We start from the raw sequence: 25,213 nt of genomic DNA on the forward strand, positions 1-25,213 counted from the left end.
ATGCGCATGGACGTACTGCTTGTCGACGATGAGGCCGGTATCCGCACGGTGGTGGGCATCACCCTGGGCGACATGGGCCACAGGGTGCTCTGCGCCGCCAGCGGCGAGGAGGCCCTGGAGCTCTTCCGACGCGAACGGCCGCCCATCGTGCTTACCGATGTGCGGATGCCCGGCATGGATGGGCTTGAGCTGCTCCGGCGCATCAAGGCGGAGTCCCCGGACACCGAGGTCATCCTGGTCACCGGGCACGGCGACATGGACGTGGCGGTGCAGGGCCTCAAGCTCGACGCCTGCGATTTCATCGCCAAGCCGGCCGTGCCGGAATTGCTGGAAATCGCCCTCAAGCGCGCCCAGGACAAGATCCTTCTGCGCGAGGCCGTGCGCCAGCACACGCGCGAGCTGGAGGAGCAGGTGCGCGTCCAGGCCGAGAAGCTCGTCAAGCTGGAGCGGCAGAGCGTGGCCCGCGAGGCCGTGGAGGGCCTGGCCCAGGTGATGGGCGGCCTGGCCGGAGAGATTTCCGGCGAGCTCGGCGTGTTCAACAACCTCCCGTGCCTGGTCTCCGTGCAGGACCGCGACCAGCGCGTCATCAGCGTGAACCGGCTGTACCGGGAACGCCTGGGCGACCGCGTGGGCCAGCCGGGTTTCAGCATCTACGCCGGGGCGGCCGGGCAGGGGCTGGAAAGCCCCGTGGCCCGCACCTTGCGCAGCGGCCTGGGCCAGAAGAGCCGGGAAGGCCTGTTCGGCGAGGACGAGAGCCTCAACGCCGTCACCGTACACACGGCGCCCATCCACGGCCGCGATGGCGAGGTGGCCCTCGTGCTGGAGATGCTGGTGGAATCCAGCGAGGTGCAGCGCCTGCAGGACGAGCTGCACACCAGCCGCCGCCTGTACCGCCAGCTCTTCGACGAGGCCCCGTGCTTCATCACCGTGCAGGACCGGCATCTGCGCATCCAGGCGGCCAACAGCCGCTTCCGCGAGGCCTTTGGCGCGGGCACGGGGGGGCTGTGCTACCACGCCTACGGACGCGGAGAACGCCCCTGCTTCGGGTGTCCCACCCTCAAGACGTTCGCCGACGGCCAGCCCCACCAATGCGAGCTGACCGTGCGCGGCAAGGACGGCCGACCGCTGAGCGTGGTGGTCTGGACCGCGCCCGTGCGCAACGCCCTGGGCGAGATCGAGGCGGTGATGGAGATGGCCACCGACATCACCGAGCTGTCCCGGATGCAGGACCATCTGGCCTCGCTGGGGATGCTCATCGCCTCGCTGTCGCATGGCATCAAGGGGCTGCTTACCGCCCTGGACGGCGGCGTGTACAAGGTCAATTCCGGGTTCCGCAGCGGCGACGCCCAAATGGTCCGCGACGGCTGGGACAAGGTCACCGGGCTCGTCGCGCGCATCAAGGGCATGGTGCTGGACATCCTCTTCTACGCCAAGAAGCGCGAGCTGACCCTGCGCACCCTTCCGGGGGCCGAGCTGGCCGCGCAGGTGGTGGAGGCCGCCGCGCCCAAGGCCCGGCAGCAGGGCGTGGGCTTCAGCGCGGAAATCTCCCCGGATTTGGGCGCGTGCACCGTGGACGAGGTGGTGCTCTCCGCCGCGCTGGTGAATATTCTGGAAAACGCCGTGGACGCCTGCCGGGACGATGGGGCCAAGACCAGGCACGAAGTGGTGTTCCGCGCCCGGCCCGACGCCAGCGGCGTGTTCTTCGAAATAGAGGACAACGGCCAGGGCATGACGCCCGAGACCCTCTCGCGGCTGTTCTCGGTATTCTTCTCCACCAAGGGCTCGCGCGGCACGGGCCTGGGCCTGTTCATCGCCAAGAAGGCCGTGGACCAGCACGGCGGCCGCATCGGCGCGGTGAGCGAGCCGGGCCGGGGCTCCACCTTCCGCATCTGGATTCCGCGCACGCAGCAGTGCGGCGCGGGCACGCCCACCGGCCGGAAAACGGAATGTCCCGCCGAAAGTGCGTAACCAAAACGCCGCTACCAGCGTCTTCTACGTATCCGGCTGCGCCCGTGTGCGCATACCTTCTTCCTCAGGCCGCCTTGGCCCCGTCCGGCAATGCCCGAACGCAGGCCGCGCGCCTTCTCGCACACCGGTTTGCCTGGCCCGCCCTGTGCGTATGCAAAAGCCTTGACTGCGTATCACGCTTTGCGTATCACCTCGTACGGGGGGCGCCGCAATACGCATGGGGCGGGGTGGCGAAACAGTCCCAAGGTGACAAGACATGACGAATACGACAGACACCAAGCGCTACAAGGTTCTTCTGGCGGAGGACCACGCCCTGCTCCGCCAGAGTCTGAAGGCCTATCTTGAGGCCCAGGGCCTGTGCCAGGTCATCGGCGAGGCCCAGGATGGCCGCGAGGCCATGCGCATGTGCCGCGAGCTCAAGCCGGACATCGTGCTCATGGATCTCTCCATGCCCGGCGTGGACGGCATGGTGGCCGTGAAGGCCATCAAGCGCGATTATCCCGACGCCCGCATCATCGCCCTGACCGCGCACCGCAGCGAGGACTACCTGCACGCGGCCCTGGATTCCGGCGTGGACGGCTACGTAGTGAAGGCCGCCAGCGCCGAGGATCTGCTTACGGCCATCCGCGCCGTGTGCCGGGGCGAGGCCTACGTCAGCCCCGAAGTTTCGGCCACGCTCATTACCGGGTATCTGCGCAGCGCCAGGCCCGAGCGCACCTCTCCGCTGGAGGGGTTGACCACGCGCGAGCGGCACATTCTGCAAATGGTGCTCAAGGGCATGAAGAACAAGGAAATTGCTGAAAAGCTGTTCCTTTCCACCCGCACGGTGGAAAAGCACCGCGCCAACTTCATGAAAAAGCTGGACGTGCACAACCTGCATCAGGTGCGGGAATTCGTGAAGATCAGCGGCTTGGAAGTGGAAGCCATCCGCTAGAACGGGGCTCGCCGCGACGGCGTTTGCGCCCGCGGTGCGTTGCGGCCGGAGGAGGGACAGCCCCTTCTCCGGCCGCTGCCGTTTTCAGAGGGTCTGGGGCCGCTCGATCCATTTGTTTACCACGGGCGCGCGATAGTTCTCGAACAGCGAAAGCAGCGCGTCGGGCTCCGGGGCCGAGAGCAACATGCCCCGGTGCGCGGGCTGTACGAAGCCCTGGGACACGGCGTTGTCCAGAAAAGCGCACAAGTTCTGGTAGTAGCCCCCAACGTCCAGCAGGCCGCAGGGCTTCTTGTGGAAGCCAAGCTGCGCCCAGGTGAGCATTTCGCAGAGCTCCTCCAGGGTGCCCATGCCGCCGGGCAAGGCGATGAAGCCATCGGACAATTCGGCCATGAGGGCCTTGCGCTGGTGCATGGAGCCCACGATGTGCTGCTCCGTAAGCCCGGTGTGGGCGATCTCCTTTTTCTGCAAGGCCTCGGGAATCACGCCGATGACCTCGCCGCCCGCGGCGAGGGCTGCGTCGGCCAGCGCGCCCATGAGCCCCACGTTGGACCCGCCATAGACCGTGGTGATGCCCCGGTGGGCAAGCTCAGTGCCGAGCTCCTGGGCGGTTTTGCGATACTCCGGGCTGTTGCCGGGGTTGGAGCCGAGAAAGACGCAGATGCGCTGCATGGGGGGAATTCTCCTGTACGGGTTGCGAGTTAGGTCAGCTGATCGCGCAGCTGGCGAAAAATTTCCTGCAATTGCTCCGGGGTGGCTTCGACCTCGTTGATGCGCATCCGCCGGATGTGGCCCACCAGATTGCCTCGCGGGGTGGTGGTGCGCTCGAAGAGCATCTCGCGGGTCTGTGCGCGTCCAAGGGGAATGGCGCAGGTCCAGGCGTCCGGCCCTTCCTGTATCCAGGCCGGGGCGGGGCCGCCCTCCGGGCGCAGCACATGGACCAGGCGGCGCACGCTCTGTCCGCCTGGCAGGCCCAGAAAGTCGCCCCGCCCCGAACGGATCACGGCGGGCAGGTCCAGAAAGGCCGCAGGCGGGGCCTCGGGCTCCGGAAAGGGCGGGGGCGGGCTGGGCTCGCGGCCCAGGGAGTAGGAGGCCACGGGCCCGGCGGGGCCGTGCAGGGTGACGATCTTGCGCGCCGTGAGCACGGTGGGGCCGTCCTGGTCCTGAGCGGGCGACTTGGCCTCGGCCGCGTGCTCTGCCGGTGGCCCGTGGTGCTCTCCAGGCGTGGAAACAGGCTTGGCGCCCGGACGACCGCCGGGGGGGAGGTCCGCCTCCGCGCCTGAATTCGCCGCAGGACCGGTGGCGGCGCTGTCACCGGGGCTGGGACTGGGCGAAGGCGCGTCCTGCTGGCGCTGACCGGGCGTGCCCTGGGCGGCGGCAAGGGGAACGGGCCCCTGCGCTGCCTGTCGCCCGGCGTCCCTGCGCGCGGCGCGGAACTCCTCCACAAGCTCGGCCACCAGGGACTTGGACGCGGCTTCGAGGGTGGCCAGGTTGCGCAACTCGCGCTCCAATTGCTCCATGCGCAGACGTGTCTGGTCCTGGGCCTGGGCCAGGGCGTCGAGCCGCGCCGACAGCGTCTGGCCGTCCTCGGTCTCCGGTGGAAGAACAGGGGGGCGCGGTGCGAAGCCTTTTGCTGTCGATAAGCGTCGATTCTGTGGAAACTCTTTGAATTCAGTGCGAAGAGCAGCAGTTGCTTGAGCAATCGACATCCCATCGGCGAAAAGGTCGCGGATGCGGCGGCAAATGTCCAGGGACTCCGGGTGCAGGCGCACGGGCTTGCCCAGCCGGGCCACGGGAAGGAAGGCGGGGAATTTGGCCCGGTAGCTCTTGATGGTGGTTTCGGACACCCCCAGCGCTTGGGCAAGGTCGCGGTGCGTATAGCTGGTGTGCGGGGGCATTGGTCTCCTGGCGGCTGGTGCGGGCGCGCGGTTGCCTGGCCGAATGCTTGCGGGCGCGGCGTGGGGGCGTTCCGACGCTTATCGATATTCCCCAATGGCGGCGTGCGTCAAGGCCCACCCCGAGGCTGCGCAGCGGGGGCGAAGCCTGTGCGCGTCCACCGCAGTAGGGTGCGGTTTTTTCTTGGCGCGGGGGCAGTGTTCGGGCTATGGTGCCGAAACCGCGCTCCGCGCCGCCCCCCTCTTCCTCCCGCCGCAATCCTGGCGGGCACGCGGCCCGGACCCGGCATAACGCCGCCACGCGCCCATCCGGCCAAACGGCCGGGCGCTCCGCGCCAGGGCGGCTTCCAAGGAGCAACGCCACATCGTGACCGCAGACATCGGCGGGCGCACCGCCCGCACTCCGAAAGCCCTGTCCCGCGCCAGGCTTGCCGCGCGCATCCCGCTTGTTTTGTGCTGCGCGCTTTTTATGGCGGCTTGCGCCCCTTCCGGCATGAGCGTCCGCGCACTCCGTGGCGAGCCCGATCCCATTCTCGCCGAGAACTCCGGCCTGCTGTCCGAGCAGAATTTGCCCGGCGGCGAGCGCCTGCCCATGGCGGTTCTGGACGAACTGCCCGGCCCCCTGCCCGGCAAACCGCCCCTGGCTCCGCCGGGCCGCCCCGGCACCCTGCGGCTGCCCGGCCTGGCCGAGGCCCCGCCAAAGGCCACGGACATCCCCGAATTCCCCACCCTGGAGGACCTGGAGGTCGAGGCCCGACTGGAGCGGCTGGCCAAGTTGCCGCCCTCGCTCGGACTGGACATCGTGCGCACGGGGTTGACCCAGAAGGGACGCCGCTACCGCCGCGCCGGGACCTCCCCGGCCACGGGCTTCGACTGCTCCGGTTTCACCCAATGGACCTTCCGGCAGCATGGGGTGACCCTGCCGCGCACCGCGCGCGAGCAGTACCAGGAGGGCGTGCGCGTGAACCGCGACGAGCTGCGCGCCGGGGATCTGGTGTTCTACAAGATCAACCGCCGGGGCCGCTGGCATGTGGGCATCTACATGGAGGACGGCGTGTTCGTGCACAGCCCCAGGCCGGGGCGCGGCATTTCCGAGGCCAGCATGAGCGACGGCTACTGGGCCAGACGCTATCTGGGCGCGCGGCGCTACACGCGCTAGGGCCGGGGAGGGCAGGGTGCGCGCCAGCCTGTACGTGCACGCGCCCTTTTGCCGGGCCAAGTGCCGCTACTGCGCCTTTTTTTCCGCACCCTGCGGGCCTTCCGGGCCAGAGGCGCAGGCGCTCTCCCGCTATTGCGCCGCCCTTGAGGCCGAAATCGGGACACAGGCCAAGCGCTTCGGCAGCGTGACCGCGCCGACGCTCTTTTTCGGCGGCGGCACCCCCAGTCTGCTTGGGCCGGACGGCCTTGCCCGCGTGTTCGCCATATTGCGCGCGCAGTTCCAGCTGCTTCCCGACGCCGAGATCAGCCTTGAGGCCAACCCGGATTCGGCCACGCCGGAGTTCCTCGCCGCCGCGCGCGCCCTGGGCGTCACCCGCCTGAGCCTTGGCGTGCAGAGCCTGGACGACGCCATGCTGGCCGCCCTGGGCCGCGCGCACGATGCCGGGCAGGCCCGAGTCGCCTTCGCCGCGGCGCGGGACGCCGGATTCCACAACATCGGCATGGACTTCATCTTCGGCCTGCCGGGGCAAGGCGTGGAACACTGGCTGGACACCCTGCGCCAGGCCGTCGCCCTTGGGCCGGAGCACCTGTCCTGCTACGGCCTGACCATCGAGCCCGGCACCCCCCTGGCCGCGGACGCCGCCGCCCTGGCTGGCCTGCCGGACGAAGACGCCCAGGCCGAGATGTTCCTGCGCGGGGCGGACCTGCTTGCCGCTCAAGGCTACGCGCACTACGAGGTATCCAACTTCGCCCGCGTGGGCGGGCCGGACCTGCGCTGCCGCCACAACCTGTCCTGCTGGCGCGGCGAGGACGCGCTGGGCTTCGGCCCTGCCGCCGTGTCCACCCTGAGCGGTCCCGGCGCGCCGCTGCGCTGGGCCAACCCCGCCGATGTGCCGCAATGGGCGGACCTGGCGCTTTCCGGCCGCGCCGGGCAGGCGAACCGGGAGGTCTTGTCCCCGCAGATACGGGCGCGCGAGGCGTTGATGCTGGCCCTGCGCACGGCCGAGGGCCTGGACCTGGACGCCTACGCATTGGCGCACGGCATCGACGTGCGCAGGGGCCAAGCGGAACTGCTGGAGCAGCTTGACCGCGCCGGGCTTGCGCGCGTGTCCGCAGGGCGTCTGGCCCTCACAACGGCGGGGATGCTGGTGTCGAACAGCGTCATCCGCGCCCTGGGGTTTGAGGACTGAAAGCGGGAAAGATTCCTGGTTTTAGAAAAAACGCCGTCCGCCAGCCCTTGTGCGGCGCGGATTTTTGTCTTTGAGGCTTGATCTGCAACACCTCCCGGCTTCTGGATTTTTCTAGAGAAACTTGATAGGTTTTCGTTGCAGTCGCCCCCCCGCCTGTTTTTTCAAAATAAACCATGATGATGAAAACGCGGACCGAACCCCCGCGCAAGGATGCCCGTATGACGCAGCTGCCCATTCCCGCCGACCTGCCAGACGTGACCCTGAACGAGAACGCCAAGGTGGTGCTTTCTCGCCGCTACCTGCGCAAGGGGCCGGACGGCAAGCCCTTTGAGCTGCCCAAGGAGCTTTTCTGGCGCGTGGCCTCGCACATTGCCGCGCAGGAGGCGGCCTTCAAGGGCGGCAAGGCCAGGGTGGCGCAGCGTGCGCGGGAATTCTACGAGCTCATGACCAGCTTCAAGTTTTTGCCCAACTCGCCCACGCTCATGAACGCGGGCACGGACCTGGGCCAGCTGGCCGCCTGCTTCGTGCTGCCCGTGGGCGACAGCATCGAGGAGATCTTCGACGCGGTGAAGCACGCGGCGCTCATCCACAAATCCGGCGGCGGCACGGGCTTCTCCTTCTCGCGCCTGCGCCCGGCCGAAGCCAGGGTGGGCTCCACCGGCGGCGTGGCAAGCGGGCCCTTGTCCTTTCTGCGCATCTTCAACACCGCCACCGAGCAGATCAAGCAGGGGGGGACCCGGCGCGGGGCCAACATGGGCATCCTGCGCGTGGACCATCCGGACATCATCCGCTTCATCAAGGCCAAGGAGCGCGAGGGCGAGCTGAACAACTTCAATCTTTCCGTGGGGCTTACCGAGGCCTTCATGAAGGCTGTGGACGCGGACGAGGAGTACGCGCTCGTCGCCCCGCACACGGGCGAGGAAAAGGCGCGGCTCAAGGCCCGCGAGGTGTTCTCCATGCTGGTGCAGAAGGCCTGGGAGTCCGGCGACCCCGGCATGGTCTTCCTGGACCGCATCAACCGCGACAACCCCACCCCGCAGCTGGGCGAGATAGAGGCCACCAACCCCTGCGGGGAGCAGCCGCTTTTGCCCTACGAGGCCTGCAACCTGGGCTCCATCAATCTGGCCCTGTTCCACGATGAAAACGCCCGCGATGGCGTGGACTGGGAGGGCCTCAAAACGGTCGTGCACCAGAGCGTGCGCTTTTTGGACAACGTCATCGAGGCCAGCGTGTACCCCCTGCCCCAGATCACCGAGACCGTGCGCACCAACCGCAAGATCGGCCTGGGCGTCATGGGCTTCGCCGATCTGCTCTACCAGCTGGGCGTGCCCTACAACTCCCAGGAGGGCGTGAACCTGGCCGAGAAGCTCATGGGCTTCATCCAGGACGAGAGCAAGCTGGCCAGCAAGGCCCTGGCCGAGGAGCGCGGGGCGTTCCCGGCCTATGCGGGCAGCGTGTTCGCCCAGAAGCAGCAGGGCCCCTACCGCAACGCCACCACCACCACCATCGCCCCCACGGGCACCCTGTCCATTCTGGCCGGGTGCTCCTCCGGCGTGGAGCCGCTCTTCGCCCTGTCCTTCGTGCGCAACGTCATGGACGGCGACAGGCTGGTGGAGGTGAACCCCCACTTCGAGGCCGCGCTTAAAATGGCCCAGGCCTACAGCCCCAAGCTCATGGAGGAGGTGGCCAAGATCGGCAGCATCAAGGCCATGGACTACCTGCCCGAGGACATCCGCCGGGTGTTCGTCACGGCCATGGACATCGAGCCCATCTGGCACCTCAAGATGCAGGCCGCGTTCCAGAAATACACCGACAACGCCGTGTCCAAGACCGTCAACCTGCCCAACTCCGCCACGCAGGAAGACATCTGGGACATCTACTGGAAGGCCTACGAGTACGGCTGCAAGGGCGTCACCGTGTACCGCGACGGCTGCAAGACCAGCCAGGTGCTGTGCACCGGCGAGGGCCAGGAGAAGATCGAGGGCGCGGGCGAGGACGCCAAGCCCAAGACCGTGGTGCGCAAGCGGCCGGACATCGTCTATGGCTTCACCCAGAAGGTGGACACGGGCCTGGGCGCGCTCTACCTCACCATCAACGAACAGGACGGCAGGCCCTTCGAAGTCTTCGCCACCATCGGCAAGTCCGGAAAGTCCATCACCGCCAAGGCCGAGGCCATTGGGCGGCTGGTGTCCCTGGCCCTGCGCAGCGGGGTCGAGGTGCGCGACATTGTGGAGCAATTGAAGGGCATCGGCGGCGAGCACCCCAAGTTCCAGAAGAAGATCCTGCTGCAATCCATACCCGACGCCGTGGCCTGGGTGCTGGAGAACCGCTACCTTGCGGGCGAAAAGCACGCCAGCGTCCACGCCAACGGCCTTGTGCGCGAAGTGTGCCCCGAATGCGGCGAGACCCTGACCTTCGAGGAAGGCTGCAACTGCTGCAAGGCCTGCGGCTACACCAAGTGCGGCTAGCCGCCTGACGGGCGGGACCGTTTTTCCGGTTGCGCCAGGGGCGCCGACGGGACCGCCCCGTCGGCGCCCGCCCGTTCCCCGCCACGGATCGGCGGCAAGAAAATGCGCGCCTACGCCGTTGACATCCCCCGACCCCTGCTTATCTTTCCCTCGCCCAAGCCGGACCGTCCGACATTTCGCACGGCTTCATCGCCGTCCGGTCCGGCGCGGCAATCCACACACATACCCTTTGAGGAGGAGTCTCACATGAAGCTTTCCCCGTTGCACGACCGCGTGATCATCCAGCGCCTGCCCGAGGAGGAGAAGACCGCCGGGGGCATCATCATCCCCGACAGCGCCAAGGAACGCCCCATGCGCGGCACCGTGGTGGCCGCCGGCCCCGGCACCGACAAGGTCAAGATGCAGGTCAAGAAGGGCGACGTGGTGCTGTTCGCCAAGTACGCGGGCACCGAGTTCAAGATGGATGGCGAGGAATGCGTCATCATGCGCCAGGAAGAGATCCTGGCCGTCATCGAGAAATAGCCCAGGCACACGAATCCTCACACACATACAGGAGCGAGACATATCATGGCCAAGACCATCCGCTTTGACGAGACCGCCCGCGCGGGCCTGAAGATTGGTGTGGACACCCTTGCCGATGCCGTAAAGGTCACCCTCGGCCCCAAGGGCCGCAACGTCGCCATCCAGAAGTCCTGGGGCGCGCCCACCATCACCAAGGACGGCGTCACCGTGGCCAAGGAGATCGAGCTTGAGGACAAGTTCGAGAACATGGGCGCGCAGATGGTCAAGGAGGTCGCCTCCAAGACCAACGACGTGGCGGGCGACGGCACCACCACCGCCACCGTGCTGGCGCAGATCATTTTTGGCGAGGGCCTGAAGCTCATCGCCGCGGGCCGCAACCCCATGAGCGTCAAGCGCGGCATCGACAAGGCCGTGGAGGCCGTGGTGGCCGAGCTGGAGAAGATCGCCAAGTTCACCAAGGACCGCAAGGAAATCGCCCAGATCGGCACCATCTCCGCCAACAGCGACGAGACCATCGGCACCATCCTGGCCGAGGCCATGAGCAAGGTCGGCAAGGAAGGCGTCATCACGGTTGAGGAAGCCAAGAGCATGGAAACCGTGCTCGACGTGGTGGAGGGCATGCAGTTCGACCGCGGCTACCTCTCCCCCTACTTCACCACCAATCCCGACAAGATGACCTGCGAGTTCGACGACGCCATGCTGCTGATCTCCGAGAAGAAGATCAGCAACATGAAGGATCTGCTGCCCGTGCTGGAGCAGGTGGTCAAGATGAGCCGCCCGCTGATGATCATCGCCGAGGACGTGGACGGCGAGGCCCTGGCCACCCTGGTGGTGAACAAGCTGCGCGGCACCCTCAAGGTCTGCGCGGTCAAGGCCCCCGGCTTTGGCGACCGCCGCAAGGCCATGCTCCAGGACATCGCCGTTCTGACCGGCGGCCAGGTGGTGAGCGAGGACATGGGCCTGACCCTGGACAAGGTCCGCGTGGACTCCCTGGGCACCGCCAAGCGCATCACCGTGGACAAGGAGAAGACCACCATCGTCGACGGCGCGGGCAAGAAGGACGACATCACGGCGCGCATCAAGCAGCTTGAGGGCGAGATTTCCGCCACCACCTCCAGCTACGACAAGGAGAAGCTGCAGGAGCGCCTGGCCAAGATCATCGGCGGCGTGGCCGTCATCAAGGTCGGCGCGGCCACCGAAGTGGAGATGAAGGAGAAGAAGGCCCGTGTGGAGGACGCCCTGAACGCCACCCGCGCGGCCGTGGAAGAGGGCATCATCCCCGGCGGCGGCACCGCCTTCGTGCGCGTGTCCGGCGTGCTGGACGGGGTCAAGGGCATTGACGACGACGAGCTCGCGGGCATTGGCGTCATCCGCCGCGCCCTGGAGGAGCCCCTGCGCATGATCTCCGCCAACGCGGGCTTCGAGGGCTCGGTCATCGTGGAGAAGGTCCGCGAGGGCAAGGCCGCCTTCGGCTTCAACGCCGCCACCGGCGTCTTCGAGGACCTCTTCAAGGCCGGGGTCATCGATCCCAAGAAGGTCGCCCGCGTGGCCCTGCAGAACGCCGCCTCCGTGGCCAGCCTGCTCCTCACCACCGAGTGCGCCGTGGCCGACAAGGCCGAAGAGAAAGACGAAAAGAAGTAGCGCAAGCGGAACGCCGACACGATTCCGTTTTGGCCGGGTCCGCAAGGACCCGGCCTTTTTTTGCGCTTGCGGGCTAATCCCCGGCCCCGGGCGACCGATAAGCATGGCACAGGCCGCATGTGAACCGCGGCGCGGCTCCGGGACTCATTAGGGAGGGGACCGGAGCCTTTTTTTGCCCAAGGCCCATGCCCTGCCAGCCGCTGGCGGGAGTCCGCGGCCCGCCATCCTCCCCCGCCATCCCTCTGTCGCCAGCCATTCTGGAAGACGTACGGCGCAAAAGGTTGCTATGTGCAACCGGTTGTGTCCGACTGAGCCATGCGGTGTGCGGAAGGTTCGCCTCAGGCCGGTTCCGGCCCGCTCCAGCGGGAGACGAAGGCCCTAACGTCGAACTTGCGCGCCGCGCCGGAGAAGGTCATGGAGCGCACCGTGCCGAACACCGGGCGCTCGGGCCAGGGGCGGTCGTGCACGCCGCCGATGCTCCAGGCGGCCCCGGCGTAGCCGTTCACGTCGCGGCCGTCCAGGGACAGGGTGTCGTTCAGGCGCAGCACCCGCGCCAGGGCGGTTTCGGCGTCCGGCGACCAGAAAAGGATCTGCTTGGCCCAATACATGCGCAGCCAGCCGTGCATGTGCCCGGTGGCCAGCAGTTGGCGCTGGGCCGCGTTCCAGAGCGGGTCCGGCGTTGCGGCCGCGTCCAGCTGGGCCTCGCTGGCCAGGAAGGGCCGGGCGTCGGCCCTGTGCCGCGCCAGGGTCTGCCGCGCCCAGGCCGGGAAGGCCTCCACTGTGTCGTAGTGGGGGGTGTGCAGGCAGAAGTTCTCGGCCAACTCCCTGCGCACGATGAGTTGCTCCAGAAAGGCCTCGCGCGCCTGGGGGGCGGCGTTGGCGGCCATGGCCGCCAACGCCGCTCGCTGGGCGGAAAGCTGGCCGAAGTGCAGGTACGGGGACAGACCGGAGGACGCGGGCGAAACGGGCGTGTTGCGCTCGTCAGCATAGCGGGGCAAGCCCTGGCGCAGAAACGCGTCCAGGCGTTGTCGCGCCGCGGCCTCGCCGGGGGGGAAGTGCGCGGGCGGCGGGCCGAAGGTCGCCAGCAGGACGTCCCAGTCCGTGGCTGGCGCGGGGCCGGGCCAGGGCAAAGACTGGCGCTGCAAGGCGGGGAAGGGGTCCAGGAACTCCGGCAGCAGGCGCTGGATCTTGGGCCGAATGGTGCGTGCCATGTACTCGGCCTTGTCCGAGACGCGCCGGGCGGGCGCCACGTTGCGGCTGTCCACCTCCATGGCCGGGCATTGCAGGCGGGAGAGCAGATCGGCCAGCCAGGCGCGCTTGGGCTTGGCCGGGTCGGCATCGGTGACGAGCAGCCCGATCCTGGCGTCCCGGGCATACTGGGCCACGGCCTGGCCCGGTTCGCCGCGCAGCAGGATAAAGGGGACGCCCAGGGCCTCCAACTCCTGCGCCGTGTGCCGCAGGCCGTGCAGCAGGAAGGCGAAGTGCGGCAGGGCGGCCAACGGGTATTCCCGCGCCAGGCAGAAGGCCACGGCCAGGGGCTGCCTTCGCTGGTCCGCCAGCTCGCGGGCGTGGAGCAGGGCCCAGTTGTCGGCCGCGCGCATTTCCCGGTGCATCCAGTAGAGTACCGGCCCCTGCGTTTGGGGCCGGTCGTGGATGAGGCGGGCGCGCGCAGGGTGCATCCTCAGCCCGCCTGCATCAAGGCGCGCCGCTGGCGCAAAATGGACAGGGCCCAGGGCGCGGCCAAAAGCAGCAGCGTGCCACCCCAGGCCAGCGCGGCCGTGTTGGTCAGGCTTTCCATGAGCGGAATGGCCACGGCGCCCACAAGGAACGTGCCTGCAAGCAGCCACTCCTCGCGCGGGGAGCCCATTGGTCTGGGAGCTTCGCGCGTGGCCAGGGCGCGCAGCAGCATGAACACGGCCACGGGCAGGAACTGTTCGGTGCGGAAGTCGCGGTAGCGCGGGTCCACCAGCAGGCCGAAGGTGAGGGCCAGGGCGGCGAGGCCGAACACCAGGTCCAGCAGGCCGATGAGGGACACCGGATCGCGCAGGTTGAGCCGAAAGGAGCGCAGGGCCTCCAGCCGGGCGATGACCGGTGGCAGGGGCCTGGGTCCGGGACCGCCCGCGGCCAGGTCGGCCAGCTCGCGCAGCACCAGCAGGCACAGGGTCGCGCCGCCAAGGGTCAAAAGCGCGCCGCCCGCCACGCCCATCGCGCCGAAGGCCAGGCGCAGGCTTTGTCCGGCGCTGAGGGCCAGCAGGGTGGCCAGGGCCTGGGCGGTCAGGCATACGAGCGCCGTGCGGCCGAAGCCCTGCGGGGGCCGTCGCCACAGGGCCACCCCGGCCAGGAGCGCCGCCAGGGCCGAGGAGCCCAGAAACCACTCGAACCAGCGCGGGTTTTCGCTCACCGGTCCGGTGAGGGGGAACTTGATGTCCCTGTCCACGTCGATGATGCCCCAGTTGCCGCCCACGGTGCCTTCCTGGCCGAACTTCCAGGGCTCGTCGAAGAGCTCGAACAGGTTGAAGTCGATGCCTCTGTCTTCCGCCGTGTTCATGATCTGGCGCACGAAGCGGGCCTGGGCCACGCGGCCGGGCACGGCGCCCTTGCGCACGCGGCCCGCGCTGGGCCAGCCTATCTCGCCAATGAGGATGGGCTTGCCGGGATAGGCGCGGGAGATTTCCGCATGGGCTTCGAGCATGTGCTCCACCACGTGGTCGATGGGCGTGGGGGTGTTTTCCCAGTACGGCAGCACGTGGATGGTGATGGAGTCCACCTCCCTGGCCACCTGGGGGTACTTGAGCCAGAACTCCCAGACATCGGCGTAGGTCACGGGCTGCTTGACGGCCGCCTTGACGCGGCGGATGTAGTCGATGAGCAGTTCCGGGGTGATCTCTCGGCGCAGCAGCACCTCGTTTCCCACCACCACGCGCTCCACGGTGTCCGGGTAGGCGTTGGCCGCCTGGATGAGCCCGGCGATCTCCTTTTCGTTCGATTCCAGGTTGGCCCCCACCCAGGCCCCAAGGATGACCTTGAGCCCGTGTCTTTGGGCCAGCTCGGGCACGGGGGCGAACTGCGCGGTGTTGGAATAGGTGCGGATGCGCGAGAAGTGCCGCGCGGCCACGGCCATGTCCTGCTCCAACTGCTCCCGGGTGAAGGGGGCGCCGAAGGGGCTTTGGCCTGCGCGGTACGGACTGAAGGAGGCGCTTTTTATGCGCGGGGTGCGCGCATCGGGAATGTCCTGCGGGCGGCCGTCGCGCCACCAGAAAGCGTAGTTCAGGGCCATGGCGGCCGCAAGGGCCAGCAAGGCCGTCGCCAGTGCCGTCAGGGCATGGGGTCTGGTGCGCATGTGGGGAAACCTCCGCTTGGGGCGTATCCGTCTTGGGATGGCCCGCTTTGGCGCATCCCCGGCAGACGGAGCGGCTTTTGGCCTACCTGTTCGCGCCGGAGGTTTCAAGCTCCATGCGGCAGGCCGCCCCGTCCTCCCCGGCGGCGATCGTGAAGCGGTTCTTGCCGCCGCGCTTGGCGCTGTACATGGCCTTGTCGGCCAGGTCCATGAGCTCCGAGGGGCTGGTTGCGGCAGCCGGGGCCAGGGCCACGCCGATGGACGCGCCCACGCGCACCTCGCGGCCGTCGATGCACACGGGCAGGCTCACGGCGCTCAGCACGCGCTGGGCCAGCAGCTCCGGGCGGGCGTTCTGGCAGGGCCAGGTTTCCAGCAGCACGAACTCGTCGCCGCCCAGGCGCACGCAGTTTTCCGGCAGCGCCGCGCAGTGGCGCAGGCGTTCGGCCACGGTCTGGAGCAGGATGTCTCCGGCCTGGTGCCCCAAGGTGTCGTTCACGGCCTTGAAGCCGTCCAGGTCGATGAAGAAAAGCCCCAGCTCGTGGCGGCGTTGCAGGGCGCCTTCAAACAGTCTGGGCAGGGCGTCGGTGAGGAAAAGCCGGTTGGGCAGCCCGGTGAGGGTGTCGTGGTAGGCCGCGTGCTGCAGGTCATGGACGTTGCTCAAGTCTTTGACGATGCAATAGAAGATTTCCGTGTCCGGGAAGAAGAGCACGTTCCAGTTGAAGCGTTTGAAGCGTCCGGCTTCGCAGCGGAAGCGGAAGTCCAGGGTGGTGCTGGCCGCATCGCTGGTGATGAGGCTCTGGAAGGCGGCCAGAACGCGCTCCCGTTCGTCAAAGTCCATGAATTCAAGCAGATACTGGCCGCGCAGGGCCTCTGGCCAAAGGCCGGTGGCGCGCTGCCAGACCGCGTTGGCCGCCAGAATGCAGCCGTCCATGTCCAGGGCCACGGCCATGTCGTAGGACAGGGACATCCAGGCGTAGCGCTCGATGTGGAAGAGCCGGGAGACGAGTTCGGGACCGGCCCCTTCCTCCAGCAGTTCCTTTACATTCATAGAAGGAGTCGCTAGCATTTGTTTTTGAACAAGTCCATGTCAACGCGCAGATTGTCAAAAAAGTTACATTAGAGGAGCGCGGAATGCCCCCTCCCTCGCCTTACGAAACACTTTTCGTCGCCCGGCAGCCCGTGCTCGATTCGGCCCTCAACACCTGGGGGTATTTCCACTATTACCGCCGGTGCGTGGAGCATACCTACTCCGAGTTCACCGACCCGCTGCTGGCGACCCTGTCGGTCATCCAGTGCCTGCCCGCCTGCATCGAAACCTGCTCCAGACCGCACAAGGCCCTCATCCATCTGCCTCCTCAGGCGCTTGTCACCGGCATCCCCAGGGCCTTGGGCCCGGAGTGCGTGGTGCCCGTTCTGGACTCCTTCCCGGCAGACGACCCCAAATATGTCGAGGCGTTGCGCGGGCTGCGGGCGGAAGGCTACTCCTTCGCGCTGGACCTGCCCCGGCTCGCCGACCTGGCGAACCCCCTGCTGGGGGTGGCCGATACCGTGATTCTGGACCTTCGGGCCCCGGAGGGCGGCAAGGCGGCCTTGGCCAAAGCGGCCAAGGCGCTGCTGGCAAGCGGGCACACCCTGCTGGCCAAGCGCGTGGAGACCCATGAGGCGGCTGATTTGGCCAGGAGCCTGGGCATGACCCTTTTCGCGGGGCACTTCTTCCGCGAGCCGGTGACCCTGTCCCAGCGCAAGGTCTCCTCGGCGGAGAGCACCCGCTTGTCCCTGCTGGACCTGCTCTGCCGGAGCGAACCGCCCATGGACAAGGTGGTCTTGGCCATAGAGGCCGACGCCTCGGTTTCCTATCGGGTGCTGTCCATGCTCAATTCCCCGCACTTCGGGCTGCTCAAGAAGGTGTCTTCCGTGCGCCAGGCCGTGCTGCTGGCGGGCTGGGTGCAGCTGTCCGCCTGGCTGCGGGTCATGGCCCTTGGCGATCTTTCGCCAACCACCAAGGCGCGTGAGCTGCTGCACCTTTCGGCCCAGCGGGCGAAGTTTCTGGAGCTTCTGGGCCTGGCCGCCAACTGGGGCGAAAAGGCCGAGAGCCTGTTTTTGCTGGGCCTGTTCTCCCTGTTGCCCACCATGCTCGAAACCGCCATGCCCCAGGTTCTGGAGGCCATCTCCCTGGACGACCAGTTGCGCGCCGCCCTGCTGGGCGAGCCCGGCCCCTATTCCGGCTGGCTGGACCTGGCCCAGGCCATAGAGGACACGCGCTGGGAGGACATGGGGCGGCTGGCCCTGGACCTGGGCCTGCCCACAGGGTCGGTGTCCTCGGCCTACAACGCCTCGTTCCAGTGGGCGGACACCCTGCTGCTGGCCATCCCCGACCGGAACGGGGCCTGAGCAAAGGCCCCGCCGCGGGCTTCCTCCCTCAACTGTCCAACCGGCTCAACCGGCAGGAGGCTCCATGCCCGACACCCCCGCACCAGACTCTCCGAGCCTGGCCGGGTTGGCTGCGGCCAATGGACCCTGGCTTGCGGACCGTCTGTTGCGCCTGGCCTCCCAGGCGGACCTGAACCTTGACCGCGAAGTGGCCCAGGCCGCCGTTGACGGGGCTTCGCGCGTTCTGGCCGGGATTCTTGCCGCCGAGGGCCGTGCCGCACTGCGCCCGGACGAGAACGCCGACCCGGCCTTCGCCCTTGGCCGCGAACAGGGGCAGGCGCACCGGCAGGCCGGGTTCGACCTGTCCGCATCGCTGAAGACGCAGCGGCTATTGCGCCGCGCCTACGACGACCTTGTGCGCGAGTCCTGGGTGGAGAAGGATACCCGCTCGCGCGCGCATGAGGACGTGGAGCGGTTTTTCGAGCGCGCCCTGGCCGGCTTGGTGGCCGCCTGGACGGGCCATGCCCAGGCGCAGCGCCCCGCGCCCGGCCTCACCGAGCGCCTGGCCCTGCGCGAGGACCAGCTGCGCCGCGCCATGGACGCGGCCAAAAGGCTCACCACGGCCCTGCGCGAGTCGCGTCAGCGCGCGGAGGTCCTTGCCGCCGGTCTGGAGCTGGCGCGCGGGCAGGCGGCGGAGCTGCAGGAACGTCTTGCGGCCCGCGAGGCGGCCTGCGAGCGGGAGGCCGCCCAGGCCGAGGCCGAGCACGGCGCCGTGAAGGCGCGGGTGGCGGAGCTGCAGGTGGCCCTTGCCGCGCGGGGCCGGGACAGGGAGGAATATGCCGCGGAGGTTCGCGCCCTGCGTGAGCGGCTCGATTTGGCGCAGGCCGAGGCGCAGGCCGCCCAGGCCGACGCCGACCGCCACGCCGAGGCGCTGCGCGCGGCGGAGCGTCGTGCCCGGGAACTGAGCATCCAGGCCGAGGCCGGGGGGCGCAGCCTCAAGGAGCAGGAGGCTCTGCTCGCGCGGCTGCGTTCCGAGCGCGCCGCCCTGGCCGACGAGGCCGAGGCCATGCGCGCCCGCCTGGCCGAGACCGGGTCGCGGCTGGCCGCCGTGCGCGCCGCCGAGGGCGAGGAGGCGTTGAACCGGATTGCGGGCGTCACCGCCGAGCTTGAGCGGGAGAAGGAGCGCACCGGCTCGCTTTCCACCGAGCTTGAGGCTGTGCGTGGCCGCGCACAGACCCTGGAGGACGCGGCGCGCACCGCGAACGCGCGGCTTGATGATGTGCGTCGGAAACGGGATGCGCTCCAAGAGCGCCTGGCCGAGGCCGAGGCGCGCTGCGCGGAGCTGGACAGGGCCCGGTCCGGGGCGCTGGAGCAAGCGGAGCAGGGGGCGGCTCTGCGCGCGGACCTGGAGCGGGACATGGAGCGCCTGCTGGACGAGGTCGAGGCCGCCACGCGCGGGGAGCTGGGCCAGTCCCTGGCCGCCTTCATCCGCCTGCCGCAGGAGCTGCTGGACGACCCGGCCACGCCGCCCGGCCAGGCCGCCAAGCTCGCCGACATCCGGGATTCCGGCTACCGGCTGGTGAACACGGTGAATCTGGCCGTGGACGTGTTCCGCATGGAGCGCGGGCGGTACCGCCCGCCCGCGGGACGCGGCATGGACCTGGCCGCGGTCCTGCGGCGCGCCGCAAAGAACCTGGCCTCACAGGCCGCCGCCGCCGGGGTCGAGGTGGCCGTGCAGGTGGACGGCGCGCCCCTGGCGCAGGAAGCGGCCGTGCCTGCGCCGGGCGATCCCTTGCTGGCCCGCGCCCTGGTGGAACGGCTGCTGTGCGATGCGCTGCACGGCTGCGCATCGGGCGCTGCGCTGCGGGCCGCCATCGTCCGCATGGAGCGCGGGGCGGCGCTTGAGGTGTCGCGGCCGGGCGTTCTGCCCCCGCAGGAGGCGCAGGACTATTTCGCCAAGCCCCGGCCCGATGATGCGGACTTCGCCCTGCGCCGCGCTCGGCACGTGTCGCGGCTGTTGGCTCAGGCCCTAGGCGGCTCCCTTGACCTGCGCCAGGAAGACGGACGCGTGGTCCTGGCGTTTTCCCTGCCCATGGAGGACGCGGGGCCGGAGTCCGGTCCGGGGAGCTAGGGGCGGCCCTGGTCCGCGCCGCTGCGGACGCCGTCTGTGCGTTTGCCGTCGTTCCGCCCTTGGCCGGATTGTCCGCTGGCCGCCGTGCGGTTGGCCAGGGCCACGCCGCCAAGCACCATCAGCCCGCCCGCCACCAGCGGCAGGCCCACGCCCTCGCCCAGAAGCGCGCAGCCCAGGGCCGTGGCGAACACCGGCACCAGGTTGATGAACACGCTGGCCCGCGCCGCGCCAAGGGCCAGGATGCCGTCGTAGTACCAGGTGAAGGCCAGGCCCGTGGCCCCCACGCCGAGAAAAGCCATGTTGGCCCAGATGATCCAGTCCGCCGCCAGAACCTGCCCGGCCAGGCCCGTGGCCAGCGCGGCGGGCAGCAGCATGGCGCAACCCAGCACGCAGGACCAGGTGACCGCGGCAAGCGGCGTGGCGCGGCGCATGACGCGTCCGCCTGCGATGGTGTAGGCCGCCCAGGCCGCCACGCAGCCCAGGATCAGCAGGTCGCCGGGGTCGGCACCGTGGGTGAACAGGGACAGCGGGTTCCCCTCGGACAGGATTACCGACACCCCTGCCAGGGAGAGCGCGATGCCCAGCCCCTTGACCAGCCCGGTGGGCGAGCGCAGCACCAGCCCGGAATACAGCGCCACGGCCGAGGGCACGCAGGCCACGATCATGGCCGCGCGCCCGGCCGGGATGCGCGCCAGGCCGGAGAAGAACAGCGCGTTGTACAGGAATACGCCCGTGAAGCCCAGGAAGGCCAGCCCCGGCAGCAGCGCGCGCGGGGGCCGGGGCCAGCGCGTGCGCGACGCATCCGGGGGTGTTCCCCCATGCGCTTGGCCCGCCTGGCCGCCCAGCTGGGCCGTGGCCCGGCACAGCAGCAGGTACAGGAACGTCGAGGCGAACAGGAAACGCAGGAAGGCCGCCGCAAAGGGCGAAAGCACCTGCGCCACGTAGCGGCCCGAGACCCAGGTGGCCCCCCACAGGGCCATGGAGCCCACAAGCTTGGCGTAGACGGCCAGCCCCGGCCGCGCGGCGCTCACGGCCGGGCCTCCGGGCCGTGGATCTCGGCCACGGCGCGCACGGGCGAGCCATCGGCCCCGAACACCGGCAGGCACCAGAAGCGGAAGCGCTTCCCGGCCAGCTGCGCCAAGCCGCGCAGGTTCTCCACAATAATGCACCCGGCCCCCAGCAGCGCCCGGTGCGCGGGCAAGTCCCGCAAATCCGCCGCATCCGCGGAGCCCGCGTCCAGGCCCACGCCCTTGAGCCCGGGGAGCGCCGCCAGCAGGGCCGCGGCCTCGGGCGTCAGGTGCGCCCCGGCCGTGTAATAGTCCGCCCCGCCCCAGCGTTCCTCGTCGCCCGTGGACAGCAGCACGAACTCCGCCCCGGCAAGACCCGCCAGGCGCGGGGCCAGGTCCGCCGCCGTCACGGCCAGGCTCGGCCGGGCGCGCAGGTCCAGCAGCGCGCCGGGGCCGCGGAAGCGCTCCGGGGGCAGGTCCGAGAGCATGGGCGCGCCCGGCAGCACATGCCCCGGCGCGTCCACGTGGGTGCCGCTGTGCAGGGGCAGGCTGGCCAGGTGCGACAGAAAGCCGTCCGGCCCGTAGGCTCCCAGGGGCGCCAGCGCCAGGGGCGGGTCGTCGGGAAACATGGCCATGCCCGGCCGCAATGGCCAGGAGAGGTCCACAAGGCGGGGGCAGGCGTCCATGGGGCGGCAATACTCCGGTCCGTGCGGCCTGGCAATGCCCTTGCCCCTTTGCCAGACCTTCACCCCGGCGTGACGGCCGCGTCACACTTCCGGTCGCGCTTTCCGCTACCACAGGGCTCGACGCACCAACGACCCTCCAAGGAGCACGCCCATGGCACGCGACGACACCAAGATCGAGATCATTCTCCAGGCCGAGGAGACCACGGTTCTGCTCAGGGCATTGGCCGACGGCTTCCGTCACGCGGTCCAGCCCGACGCCTTGAAGGTCATCGCCCCGCATCTTGCGGCCTGCTCCAAGCTGGAGCTCTCCGTCAAGCAGCTGGGCGGCATGGCCGAACTCAAGCTCAAGGCCAAGGGCGTGCCCCGCCCCGGCGAGGAAGAGGGACAGGGCGACAGCTACAAAGCCATCAAGAAGCGCATGAAGACCAGCTTCAAGTTCCTCCAGCACAGCCTGGACGCCCTCACCCTGCCTCCGGCCGAGGTGGTGGACGCCTTCCTCAAGGACTCCCTGGCCATGTGCGCCCACCCGGATCGGGGAAGCGCCGACTACGGGCCGTACCTCCAGGTTTTGAACGGCTTCAAGGCCGCCTGCGACAACAGGGACCGCGCCGCCGCCGCCCAGGCCCTGGAGGAGCTGAACGCCTCCAAGAAGGCCTGCCACGCGGTGGCCAAATAAGGAGCGGCATGAAGATGAAGCAGCAACGAAGCGCGGCTCGCCTCGCCAAGGGAGACTCGGCCAAGGACGCGCCCGCCGGAACGCTCTCGGCCGGTGACTGCGCCTGCGCCGAGGCGGAGGCCCTCCGGGGCGGCCTGGGCCCGGAGCCCACAGAGGAGGACGAGCGCGCGTTCGCGGCCATCACCGCCACGGCCCTTACGGACGAGGAGCGGGAGCGCATCGCCCGGCCCGCCGTGGTGCTGCCCCGGCAGGAGCGCGTGCTGGCCGTGCACTGGCACCCGGAATTCGTGCCCATGGAGCTCATCCGGCGGCGCATCGAGGCCACCTTCCCCGGCTGCGCCCAGGGGTTGTTCATCCCCACCCAGCACAACCAGATCCTTTCCTACGACGCCTATTGCGGGGTGGAGGTGGACTGCTATTCCAGCGGCTTCAACCAGAAGGTGCAGCTGCTCGTCCATTTTCGGGCCGACCGCCAGGACAAGGCCGGGGTGCTGGCCTCCATGCTGGCGCACACGGCCCGCTACCGCTCCTCGCAGCTTTTCGAGTTCCTGGACGTGCTGGCCGGGCGCGACGAGGAGCGCCTGAACCGCGTGGCCGCCGAGACCGGCGCGGCGGAAGAGACCATCCGCTTCGCGCGCATCCATGCCCGCAAACTCTCCGCCCTGCTGGAGCGCCACGCGGGCGACGTGCCGCTGGAGACCCTCAAGAACAAGCTGGTGCGCGGCTTTCTGGACGCCCAGCGCCCGCGCTTTGGCGACCGGCTGGTGACCCGCGTGCAGTCCTTCGCCCAGGCGGTGAAGCTGCGCGTCAAGGCCCAGTTCCCCATGCAGTATTTCTACCGCGCCTCGGAGGTCATCGAGGAGGCGCGGGGCTTTGGCGCGGGGGTGGTCATTCCGCACCCGGAGCAGTTCTGGCCCATTCTTCTGGCCGACTACGACGTGGACGGCTACGAGGTCTGGAATCCGCAGTCCCAGCGCTACACCGAGTTCCTCATCGACACCCTGGCGCGCAAGAACCGCAAGGGCTGGACCGACCGCAGGCAGCTCGTGTTCATGGGCGACGACACCCACATGAGCGAGAAGATCAGGAACCCCGACCAGGCCTCGGACAAGGTGCTGCGCGAAATCGGCGTGCAGAGCGCCTGGGACGACATCGGCATCCGCAAGCGCCTGCTCGCCTCGGGCATGGACCGCGCCTGCGTCATCAACGAATACACCGCCCGGCTCGACGGCTAGGCCAAAGCCCAAAAAGGAGCGCCCCATGCCCACAGACGGCAAGTTCGAGTTCGATTCCGTTCAGGACGAGAAAAGCATCCAGGCCTTTCTGGCCGCCCTTACCGAGGGCTTCGGCAAGGGACGCGTTGTGCTCAGGAGCGAGGCCGACGAGATCGTGCTGAGCCCCTCCAGTCTGGTGAGTTTTTCGGTGAAGGCCAAGCGCAAGGACGGCGAGAGCAAGATGACCATCAAAATCGGCTGGAAGGACGCCAAGAATCCCGCGGCCGGGGCCGAGCGCTCCATCCGCGTGGAATCCTAGGGGCGGCCCGGCATGATGACCTTCGAGGGGCTTGAGGAGAACTTCACCTTCATGGTGGCCGAGGTGGAGCGGCAAGTGCGCGCCACCCTGGCCTTCCTCGACGCGCCCAGCCACAGCCTCTACGACCATATCGTGGGCCGCGACGACTACATCGACAACCTCAAGACCGTCATCGAGAACAAGTGCTACGGCCGGTTTCATGATGACGCGGCCGGGCGCGGGCCGGACAAGGCCAGGGCCAACCGCGTGCGCGCCATCCAGGTGATGTGCGTGAACCTGGAGCGCGTGGCCGACTTCTGCGTGAACATCGTGCAGCAGACCAACTACCTTACCGACCACGGCTTTCTGCACACCTACGCCTACCGCGAGATGTTCGCCGAGATCGAGGGCTGCCTGTCGCGGGTGCTGCCCGCCTTCCAGCAGGCCGACATCTCCGGCGCGCTCTCCGTGTGCCGTTCGGAGTACGGACTGGACCGGCTCTACAAGGTGGGCTTCGACCGCATCATGGGCGAACTGCGCACGGGCAAGAACGTGCAGAACCTCATCACCGTGCTGTTCATCTTCCGCTACCTGGAGCGCATCGGCGACGCGCTTCTGAACGTGGGCGAGGCGCTCATTTTCTCCATCCTGGGCGAGCGCATCAAGATCGAGCAGTTCGAGGCCCTGCAGCAGACCCTGACCAAGACCGGCTTTCCCGGCGGGCTTTCGGGCGTGGACTTCAAGGCCATCTGGGGCACGCGCAGCGGCTGCCGCATCGGCCGGGTGGATTCGCGCCCGGAGCTGGCCGAGGGCGACACCGGCGGCCCCGGCGTGGACCCGCTGGGCAGCATCTACAAGGAGGGCGCCAGGGCCAAGATCGTGGCCGAAAAGGCCGGGTTGGAGCTTTGGGCCAAGACCTATCCCGGCCTGGTGGCGGCGGTCTACGGGTATCACGAGGAAGGGGACAAGGCCTCGCTCCTGGTGGAGTTTCTGCCCGGCTGCAACATGGACGAGGTGCTGCTCACCTCCGGCGAGGATGTGCTGCAGAACGCCCTGTTCATTCTGACCCAGACCGTGCAGGACATCTGGGAGACCAGCAGGAGCCGCCGGGAGGTTCCGGCGGCCTTCATGGCCCAGCTCAACGCGCGTCTGGATTCCGTGCTGCAGATCCACCCCGGCTTTACCCGGCCGGATGCGGACATCTGCGGCTGCGCCGCGCCCGGCACCCGCGCCCTCATGGAGGCCTGCGCCGAAGCCGAGAAGGAGCTCTTCGCGCCCTTCTCAGTGCTCATCCACGGCGATTTCAACGTGAACAACCTGGTCTACAACCACCAGACCCAGCGCCTGCACTACCTGGACGTGCACCGTTCGCGCCCGGGCGATTATGTGCAGGACGCAAGCGTGTTCCTGGTGTCCAACTACCGGATGCCCGTGTTCGAGCCGCCCCTGCGCGAGCGCATCCACTGGATCATGGCCGAGTTCCTGGCCTTCGCCAGGGCCTTCGCCAAGGAATCGGGCGACGCCGCCTTTGAGGCGCGCATGGCCCTTGCCCTGGCGCGCTCGCTGTTCACCTCCACGCGTTTTGAACTCAACCCGGCCTTCTCCCGCGGCATGTGCCAGCGGGCGCACTACCTCATGGAGCGCGTGGCCGAACACCGGGGCCGCCCCTGGGAGGACTTCGTCCTGCCCGAGGCCGTGCTCTTCAGCTGACGGGACGCATC

At 68.7% G+C, this 25,213-nt stretch carries 20 protein-coding genes; 13 read left to right on the top strand and 7 right to left on the bottom strand.

Going from position 1 to position 25,213, the window contains the following annotated elements:
* Both CHB73_RS13320 and CHB73_RS13325 read left to right on the top strand, forming a co-directional pair.
* Positions 1 to 1,968: a hybrid sensor histidine kinase/response regulator gene (locus CHB73_RS13320; RefSeq protein WP_089275099.1), complete on the top strand. Its 1,968-nt coding sequence runs from the start codon at positions 1 to 3 to the stop codon at positions 1,966 to 1,968.
* 256 nt (positions 1,969 to 2,224) lie between these two features.
* Positions 2,225 to 2,902, top strand: a complete 678-nt coding sequence (locus CHB73_RS13325; protein WP_089275100.1) for a response regulator — start codon at positions 2,225 to 2,227, stop codon at positions 2,900 to 2,902.
* A gap of 84 nt (positions 2,903 to 2,986) precedes the next feature.
* Here the strand turns inward: CHB73_RS13325 and CHB73_RS13330 are convergent, their stop codons facing one another.
* Both CHB73_RS13330 and CHB73_RS13335 read right to left on the bottom strand, forming a co-directional pair.
* Positions 2,987 to 3,571 carry an LOG family protein gene (locus CHB73_RS13330; protein ID WP_089275101.1) on the bottom strand — a complete coding sequence of 195 codons (585 nt, stop codon included), beginning with the start codon at positions 3,569 to 3,571 and terminating at the stop codon, positions 2,987 to 2,989.
* A gap of 29 nt (positions 3,572 to 3,600) precedes the next feature.
* On the bottom strand, positions 3,601 to 4,797 hold the full coding sequence (locus CHB73_RS13335; protein WP_089275102.1) for a MerR family transcriptional regulator: 1,197 nt from the start codon (positions 4,795 to 4,797) through the stop codon (positions 3,601 to 3,603).
* Between the two features lie 364 nt (positions 4,798 to 5,161).
* Between CHB73_RS13335 and CHB73_RS13340 the strand changes: the two genes are divergently transcribed.
* The 5 genes from CHB73_RS13340 to groL all read left to right on the top strand — a co-directional run bounded on the left by CHB73_RS13340 (position 5,162) and on the right by groL (position 11,773).
* On the top strand, positions 5,162 to 5,953 hold the full coding sequence (locus CHB73_RS13340; RefSeq protein ID WP_089275103.1) for a C40 family peptidase: 792 nt from the start codon (positions 5,162 to 5,164) through the stop codon (positions 5,951 to 5,953).
* A gap of 16 nt (positions 5,954 to 5,969) precedes the next feature.
* Positions 5,970 to 7,142, top strand: coding sequence for a radical SAM family heme chaperone HemW (hemW, locus tag CHB73_RS13345; RefSeq protein ID WP_235641611.1), 1,173 nt, complete (start codon positions 5,970 to 5,972; stop codon positions 7,140 to 7,142).
* Positions 7,143 to 7,360: 218 nt separating this feature from the next.
* A complete protein-coding gene (locus CHB73_RS13350) occupies positions 7,361 to 9,610 on the top strand; it encodes a vitamin B12-dependent ribonucleotide reductase (protein ID WP_089275104.1) in 2,250 nt (749 codons plus the stop codon).
* Between the two features lie 246 nt (positions 9,611 to 9,856).
* On the top strand, positions 9,857 to 10,132 hold the full coding sequence (locus CHB73_RS13355; RefSeq protein ID WP_089275105.1) for a co-chaperone GroES: 276 nt from the start codon (positions 9,857 to 9,859) through the stop codon (positions 10,130 to 10,132).
* A 45-nt stretch (positions 10,133 to 10,177) separates the two neighbouring features.
* Entirely contained in the window at positions 10,178 to 11,773 is a 1,596-nt protein-coding gene (gene groL, locus CHB73_RS13360; RefSeq protein WP_407656633.1) for a chaperonin GroEL, read from the top strand.
* A gap of 338 nt (positions 11,774 to 12,111) precedes the next feature.
* On the opposite strand, the gene CHB73_RS13365 is transcribed toward groL, so the two are convergent.
* From CHB73_RS13365 to CHB73_RS13375, 3 genes are all read right to left on the bottom strand, one after another.
* Positions 12,112 to 13,452 carry a deoxyribodipyrimidine photo-lyase gene (locus CHB73_RS13365; protein WP_089275107.1) on the bottom strand — a complete coding sequence of 447 codons (1,341 nt, stop codon included), beginning with the start codon at positions 13,450 to 13,452 and terminating at the stop codon, positions 12,112 to 12,114.
* Positions 13,453 to 13,454: 2 nt separating this feature from the next.
* Positions 13,455 to 15,113, bottom strand: coding sequence for a glycoside hydrolase family 17 protein (locus CHB73_RS13370; RefSeq protein WP_089275108.1), 1,659 nt, complete (start codon positions 15,111 to 15,113; stop codon positions 13,455 to 13,457).
* Positions 15,114 to 15,195: 82 nt separating this feature from the next.
* Positions 15,196 to 16,158 carry a GGDEF domain-containing protein gene (locus CHB73_RS13375; RefSeq protein ID WP_179217046.1) on the bottom strand — a complete coding sequence of 321 codons (963 nt, stop codon included), beginning with the start codon at positions 16,156 to 16,158 and terminating at the stop codon, positions 15,196 to 15,198.
* Positions 16,159 to 16,241: 83 nt separating this feature from the next.
* Between CHB73_RS13375 and CHB73_RS13380 the strand changes: the two genes are divergently transcribed.
* On the top strand, positions 16,242 to 17,501 hold the full coding sequence (locus CHB73_RS13380) for an EAL and HDOD domain-containing protein (RefSeq protein WP_089275110.1): 1,260 nt from the start codon (positions 16,242 to 16,244) through the stop codon (positions 17,499 to 17,501).
* 64 nt (positions 17,502 to 17,565) lie between these two features.
* Positions 17,566 to 19,611, top strand: coding sequence for a coiled-coil domain-containing protein (locus CHB73_RS13385; RefSeq protein ID WP_089275111.1), 2,046 nt, complete (start codon positions 17,566 to 17,568; stop codon positions 19,609 to 19,611).
* On the opposite strand, the gene CHB73_RS13390 is transcribed toward CHB73_RS13385, so the two are convergent.
* Positions 19,608 to 20,642 (bottom strand): DMT family transporter, encoded by a 1,035-nt coding sequence (locus CHB73_RS13390; protein ID WP_235641612.1) that lies wholly within the window; start codon positions 20,640 to 20,642, stop codon positions 19,608 to 19,610. The genes CHB73_RS13385 and CHB73_RS13390 overlap by 4 nt on opposite strands.
* Positions 20,639 to 21,304: a cyclase family protein gene (locus CHB73_RS13395; RefSeq protein WP_089275112.1), complete on the bottom strand. Its 666-nt coding sequence runs from the start codon at positions 21,302 to 21,304 to the stop codon at positions 20,639 to 20,641. The genes CHB73_RS13390 and CHB73_RS13395 overlap by 4 nt, the downstream gene beginning before the upstream one ends.
* A 151-nt stretch (positions 21,305 to 21,455) precedes the next feature.
* Here CHB73_RS13395 and CHB73_RS13400 point away from each other — a divergent pair, with 151 nt between their 5' ends.
* The 4 genes from CHB73_RS13400 to CHB73_RS13415 are packed head-to-tail and all read left to right on the top strand — an operon-like array spanning position 21,456 to position 25,202.
* Positions 21,456 to 21,980: a GAK system XXXCH domain-containing protein gene (locus tag CHB73_RS13400; RefSeq protein WP_089275113.1), complete on the top strand. Its 525-nt coding sequence runs from the start codon at positions 21,456 to 21,458 to the stop codon at positions 21,978 to 21,980.
* Between the two features lie 14 nt (positions 21,981 to 21,994).
* Positions 21,995 to 23,215, top strand: coding sequence for a hypothetical protein (locus CHB73_RS13405; RefSeq protein WP_235641613.1), 1,221 nt, complete (start codon positions 21,995 to 21,997; stop codon positions 23,213 to 23,215).
* Positions 23,216 to 23,240: 25 nt separating this feature from the next.
* Complete coding sequence (locus CHB73_RS13410) at positions 23,241 to 23,513, top strand: amphi-Trp domain-containing protein (RefSeq protein ID WP_089275114.1); 273 nt, start codon at positions 23,241 to 23,243, stop codon at positions 23,511 to 23,513.
* 12 nt (positions 23,514 to 23,525) lie between these two features.
* Positions 23,526 to 25,202, top strand: a complete 1,677-nt coding sequence (locus CHB73_RS13415; RefSeq protein ID WP_089275115.1) for a PhoU domain-containing protein — start codon at positions 23,526 to 23,528, stop codon at positions 25,200 to 25,202.
* Positions 25,203 to 25,213: the final 11 nt, after the last annotated feature.

This window comes from Humidesulfovibrio mexicanus (assembly GCF_900188225.1).
Classification (GTDB): domain Bacteria; phylum Desulfobacterota; class Desulfovibrionia; order Desulfovibrionales; family Desulfovibrionaceae; genus Humidesulfovibrio; species Humidesulfovibrio mexicanus.